General features: G+C 38.4%; 7 protein-coding genes. All 7 read right to left on the reverse strand.

Features of this window, described 5'->3' with window-relative positions; translation table 11 throughout:
* Positions 1-748: efflux RND transporter permease subunit (locus tag AC1DG9_RS22985; protein ID WP_477635309.1), on the reverse strand; the 748-nt coding region annotated here is incomplete at its 3' end.
* Positions 745-2,043: an efflux RND transporter permease subunit gene (locus AC1DG9_RS22990; protein ID WP_172660543.1), complete on the reverse strand. Its 1,299-nt coding sequence runs from the start codon at positions 2,041-2,043 to the stop codon at positions 745-747. The genes AC1DG9_RS22990 and AC1DG9_RS22985, both read right to left, overlap by 4 nt.
* A 24-nt stretch (positions 2,044-2,067) precedes the next feature.
* Positions 2,068-2,412, reverse strand: coding sequence for a heavy-metal-associated domain-containing protein (locus AC1DG9_RS22995; RefSeq protein WP_337715236.1), 345 nt, complete (start codon positions 2,410-2,412; stop codon positions 2,068-2,070).
* 100 nt (positions 2,413-2,512) lie between these two features.
* Positions 2,513-2,911 carry an HYC_CC_PP family protein gene (locus AC1DG9_RS23000; protein ID WP_172660545.1) on the reverse strand — a complete coding sequence of 133 codons (399 nt, stop codon included), beginning with the start codon at positions 2,909-2,911 and terminating at the stop codon, positions 2,513-2,515.
* An 84-nt stretch (positions 2,912-2,995) separates the two neighbouring features.
* Entirely contained in the window at positions 2,996-3,862 is an 867-nt protein-coding gene (gene rfbD, locus AC1DG9_RS23005) for a dTDP-4-dehydrorhamnose reductase (RefSeq protein ID WP_172660546.1), read from the reverse strand.
* Between the two features lie 80 nt (positions 3,863-3,942).
* Positions 3,943-4,488: a GNAT family N-acetyltransferase gene (locus AC1DG9_RS23010; RefSeq protein ID WP_172660547.1), complete on the reverse strand. Its 546-nt coding sequence runs from the start codon at positions 4,486-4,488 to the stop codon at positions 3,943-3,945.
* Between the two features lie 11 nt (positions 4,489-4,499).
* The gene (locus tag AC1DG9_RS23015; protein WP_172660548.1) at positions 4,500-4,910 is read right to left on the reverse strand and encodes a DUF1801 domain-containing protein; all 411 of its coding nucleotides are present in this window, start codon (positions 4,908-4,910) and stop codon (positions 4,500-4,502) included.
* Positions 4,911-5,047 lie beyond the last annotated feature (137 nt).

Here is a 5,047-nt window from a genome sequence, read left to right on the forward strand (position 1 = left end):
GTGTCCACCCGTTTACCACACCCGGAATTTGAAGCTTGGCATCCAATTCTGTCACAATATCTTTTTTAGTGACGCCCTTTCTCCATTCGCTTTTCGGTTTCAAAGTAATGATTGTTTCGATCATACTAATCGGCGAATTATCTGTAGCGGTATTTGCCCTTCCTGCTTTTCCAAGAACCTTATCTACCTCCGGTACCGATTTAATAATCTTATCCTGCACCTGTAATATCCGCTTTGCTTCTGCATTTGAAACATCAGGCAGGGTTACCGGCATAAACAAAATACTTTGTTCATCTAATGGCGGTATAAACTCTGTGCCTAAATTTTTAAGCAAAGGAATTGTAATTAGCAAAGCGATGATATTAATGGCAATAGTTGTTTTTCTCCATTTCAATACCGTTCTGATAATTGGCTCATACACCTTTTCTAAAACTCTATTTACCGGGTTTGCATGATCAGGTCTGAATTTCCCTTTCATAAAGAAAGAGATCAGTACAGGAGCCAGCGTAATCACCAAAAAAGCATCAACAATCATGATAAATGTTTTGGTGTAAGCCAGCGGGTGAAACAACTTACCCTCCTGTCCGGTTAGCATAAATACCGGTAAAAAAGAGGTTATAATAATTACCGTAGCAAAGAATACACCTCTGGATACCTGCTTGCTGGATTTAGTGATCACCGCGAGGCGATCTTCTTCGCTAATCCAATCCGGAGATTTGCGAAACATATTTTTAAACCAGTTCATCATGATGCTGTCGTTTTATTTTGATCCTTTTCCCACTGTTCGTATCGTTCTGCCAAATGCTTATAAGCATTTTCACTCATGATAATTCCATTGTCTACAATTACCCCAATGGCCAGTGCAATACCGGTTAGCGACATAATGTTGGACGAAATATCAAAGGCATTGAGCAGGATAAAACTTGCGGCAATAGTAATAGGAATTTGTATAATGATACTTAGTGCACTGCGCCAATGAAACAGGAATACAAATACGATTAGGGATACTACGATCATCTCTTCGATCAGCGTATTTTTTATAGAGTCTACAGATTCTTTAATCAGTTCACCTCTATCATACACGATATCAAATTTTACACCTTTAGGCAAGCCTTTTGACACTTCCTTCATCTTTTCTTTCACCCGATCAATTACCTCTGCAGCGTTTTCGCCATAACGCATTACTACAATACCGCCTGCACGCTCGCCCTTGCCATCCTGATCAAATATGCCTAATCGGGTTTCTCCAGTCATCTGAACCGTAGCCAGATCAGACACCTTTATTGGCGTACCATTCTGATTCTTTACCGGGATATTCGAAATTTCTTCAATGGATTTGAGGTAGCCCGATGTTTTGATGATATAGCCCATGTCGCTCATTTCAAACTTTCGTCCGCCCGACTCGTTATTATTGCTCCTAACTGCGGCTATTACCTGAGGCACAGTAAGTTTATAATACAGCAATTTGTTTGGATCTATCGAGATTTGATATTGTTTCTGAAAGCCACCAAATGAGGCTATTTCACTTACTCCGGGAACGGTTTGCAAAGCGAACTTTACATACCAATCCTGTATTGCCCGTTGCTCGCCCAAGTCCATTTCAGGAGCATCTAAGGTATACCATAATACATGACCCACTCCTGTTCCATCAGGACCAAGTTGCGGAGATACGCCTTCTGGCAAGGTTCGGGATATGGTACTGATCCGTTCCAAAACCCGCTCTCTGGCCCAATAAACATCAACATCATCTTCAAAAATCACGTAGATAAAGCTCATCCCGAACATGGAGGAACCTCTTACATACTTAATTTTAGGAATCCCCTGCAAATTGGTTACCAGCGGGTAAGTCACCTGATCTTCAATTAACTGTGGCGATCTGCCCATCCACTCTGTAAATACGATTACCTGATTTTCTGAAAGATCAGGAATCGCATCTATTGGATTTTTTTGTACGGAGAAAACTCCCCATATAAACAACCCTGCGGAAAGTACCAGCACAATAAATCTATTGCGCATCGACCATTCTATAATTTTATGTACCATTTATAATAACCCTCTTTCTTTTAGTTATTTTTTGTCTGTACTTTTTCTATCGTATTGGCAGCATGAAGGTAGTTTGCTATAATTTTCTTGTTTGGCAGTAACCTTTTGCGTGTCGTGCCCAACTGCGGCAATTTTTTGTTGAATACCTTCAGTTGTAATCTTGGCACTATCGTAGCTTACCGTTAATATTTTAGATTTTACATCCCATACAGCTGTGTCAACACCTTCAGTTTTAAGGGCAGTTTCAATGCGTTTTTTACACATTCCACAGTTTCCAGATACATTGATTTTTTCGGTTTTAGATTGTGCAAATACAGCACTACCAAGGAAAGTCAAGCCGACTACCAAAAGAGATCTTAATGAGTTCATCTTAATAAGTTTTAAAGAAAATGGTATAAAAAAATTTGGGGTTACAGTAATGCTGCAACCAGGGCACGAATGTGCCAGGCATTAGAAAAGAAAGAGGGTATTATATTCTGTAGGTACAGTTTTTTAGGTAGACAGGAACTTGCTGTCTATTAGGTGGTGCATTGCTTAATGCTTCCCTTATAATTTTAACAGGCACCGGGGCCTGATAATTAACAAATAATTCGGGTAATATAATGGCTACAGATGGCTGATCGAATTTATAAACCGCTTGGTTTACTTTTTGAGAACTCTCAACCTTTACTTCGTGCTTAACATCTTTACAGCATGATTTCTTTTTAGATTCTGCCAAAGGCATTTTACAGAAATCACATAATTTGCCGGATTTTTTTGTCATGCTCCAGCTTACCAGCTTGTCCATGCAATAATGAAAGTGCACAGCTGCTCCACTGGAAACACCCAAATAGAAAATGGCAAGTATGGTAAGCAGTGTTCTTTTCATTACGGATCAAAGATTGGAAAAAGAACGGAAAAATATTTATATAATTCCGTTCTTTTTTTATATCATGGTTTATTTAGCACATGCTTAGGCTTTATCCAGTACAGATAATTGCTCAATACACTTAATCAAACTGTCTCTCCAATAAGGTACTTCGATTCCAAAAGTTGCTTTTATCTTCGTTTTGTCCATTACAGAGAACTTAGGTCGGCTAGCTCTTGTCGGATAAGCAGAAGTAGGAATCGGGCTAACTTTTACCTGTGTATTGCTGATATCAAAAATACCTTTAGCAAAATCAAACCACGAGATTGATCCTTCATTGCTATAATGATACACCCCATATTCCGTTTTGCCAGAAGCAATAACATCCAAAATTGCACCGGCCAAATCAATAGCATAAGTTGGCGAGCCAATCTGATCCGCAATGATATTTAACTCATCGCGGTCCGCTCCTAGTTTCAACATTGTTTTCACAAAATTATTTGCATACTCAGAATATAGCCAGCTGGTGCGAATAATGTAATGTTCTTTAAGATTATCTATAATATCTGTTTCGCCTTCAAGCTTAGTTAAGCCATATATGCTAATGGGTTCTGCTAAATCATCTTCCTTTAGTAATTCTGGAATGGCTCCTTCAAAAACAAAGTCTGTTGAAACGTGAACTAATTTAGCACCAAACTCTTTACAAAGCAAAGCGATATTTAATGCCCCCTGCTTGTTTATTAATCTGCACAGATCTACATCATCTTCAGCTTTATCAACAGCCGTATAAGCAGCACAATTGATTACGTATGCTGGTTTTTTCTCGGCAAACAAAGCCTTTAGTTTCTCAACATCAAGGATGTTTGCGACACTTTCGTCCGGGAAATCTAATGTGTCGATATTTCTATTTGAGGCAACTGCCTTAAGGCATTGCCCTAGTTGTCCTGAGGCTCCTAATACTAGTGTTTTCAATATAAAATTGAGTTATGTGGTTAGCTATTACTTTTTTCAAAAATAACATTATAATGGAAAACTCACGCTTAAATCATTTATTAGGCATCCATCTTCCATTCGTGATGGAGCATGGAATATAAAACCAGGTCTAAGAATTTACCATTCACCTTTTCGGATTGCCTTAAAACCCCTTCTTGCTGAAAACCCAGTTTGCGTGGAATTGCCTGACTTTTCAAATTCAAAGTAGCTGCTTTAATCTCAATACGATGTAATGCCAGTTCCTTAAAACCATAATCAATTAATGCTTTACAAGACCGGATCATAATACCTCGGCCTTGTGCACTTTCTGCCAGCCAGTAGCCAATTGCTCCACTTTGATTAAAAACATTCAAATAATGCAAACCAATTCTGCCTACTGGTTGATTATCAAGCATAATCACAAAGCTAACTTCAAGACCCTGTTCATAAAGCTGCTCACATTTCCTGATGTACGCTATAAGATCTCCTACAGACTGCATGTTGGGTACCCAAGGTAAAAACTCAGATAGTTGCGCCCGACTGCTGTTTATCGCTTCCAATAAACCTTCTGCATGCTTCACGGCTGTTTGTTCCAGTGTGATATTTTGATCAATCGTTATTATCATTTCTTCTAACCTTATTTATTTTTCATATGCGCCACTGATTGATCTATCATCTTGGTTAATACTTGTATATTAACATCTGCCAGTTTTTTAATATAAATACAGCCTTTCCCTGTTTTATGTTTACCCAATTGCAGCAGCAAGTTTTCTTTATCTTCAAAATCACAAGCAACATACAAAACAATAGCAGTACTTCTCGGAGAAAATCCGATTAGAGGGGCATCTCCCTCATGACCACTGGCATATTTATAATGATAGCTACCAAAGCCTACGATTGAGGTTCCCCACATCGAAGGTTCATATCCTGTCTGTTTTTCCATCAATGCGGCGATCAGATAACAATCTTTTCGCTTTAAAGGGTCTGCCACTTTTTCCAGGAAATCACGGACATCCAGATTTGTGGCAACAGTTTTATTCTTAGCCATAGATGAAATTAATAAATATTATGAAAACCAGGTGAACTTTAAATTTGTTTCCATACAAGATCATCATTGGAATTATTTTAAATCAACAAATATGAAAAAGATAAGACCCTGTTTGTGGTTAGACCATAATGTTAAAG

Source organism: Pedobacter sp. 05L430, assembly GCF_056397585.1.

Bases quoted from the DNA above. Each gene is read 5' to 3' on its own strand.
- AC1DG9_RS22990 (WP_172660543.1), bottom strand. From the start codon at position 2,043: ATGGTACATAAAATTATAGAATGGTCGATGCGCAATAGATTTATTGTG.
- AC1DG9_RS22995 (WP_337715236.1), bottom strand. From the start codon at position 2,412: ATGAACTCATTAAGATCTCTTTTGGTAGTCGGCTTGACTTTCCTTGGT.
- AC1DG9_RS23000 (WP_172660545.1), bottom strand. From the start codon at position 2,911: ATGAAAAGAACACTGCTTACCATACTTGCCATTTTCTATTTGGGTGTT.
- AC1DG9_RS23010 (WP_172660547.1), bottom strand. From the start codon at position 4,488: ATGATAATAACGATTGATCAAAATATCACACTGGAACAAACAGCCGTG.
- AC1DG9_RS23015 (WP_172660548.1), bottom strand. From the start codon at position 4,910: ATGGCTAAGAATAAAACTGTTGCCACAAATCTGGATGTCCGTGATTTC.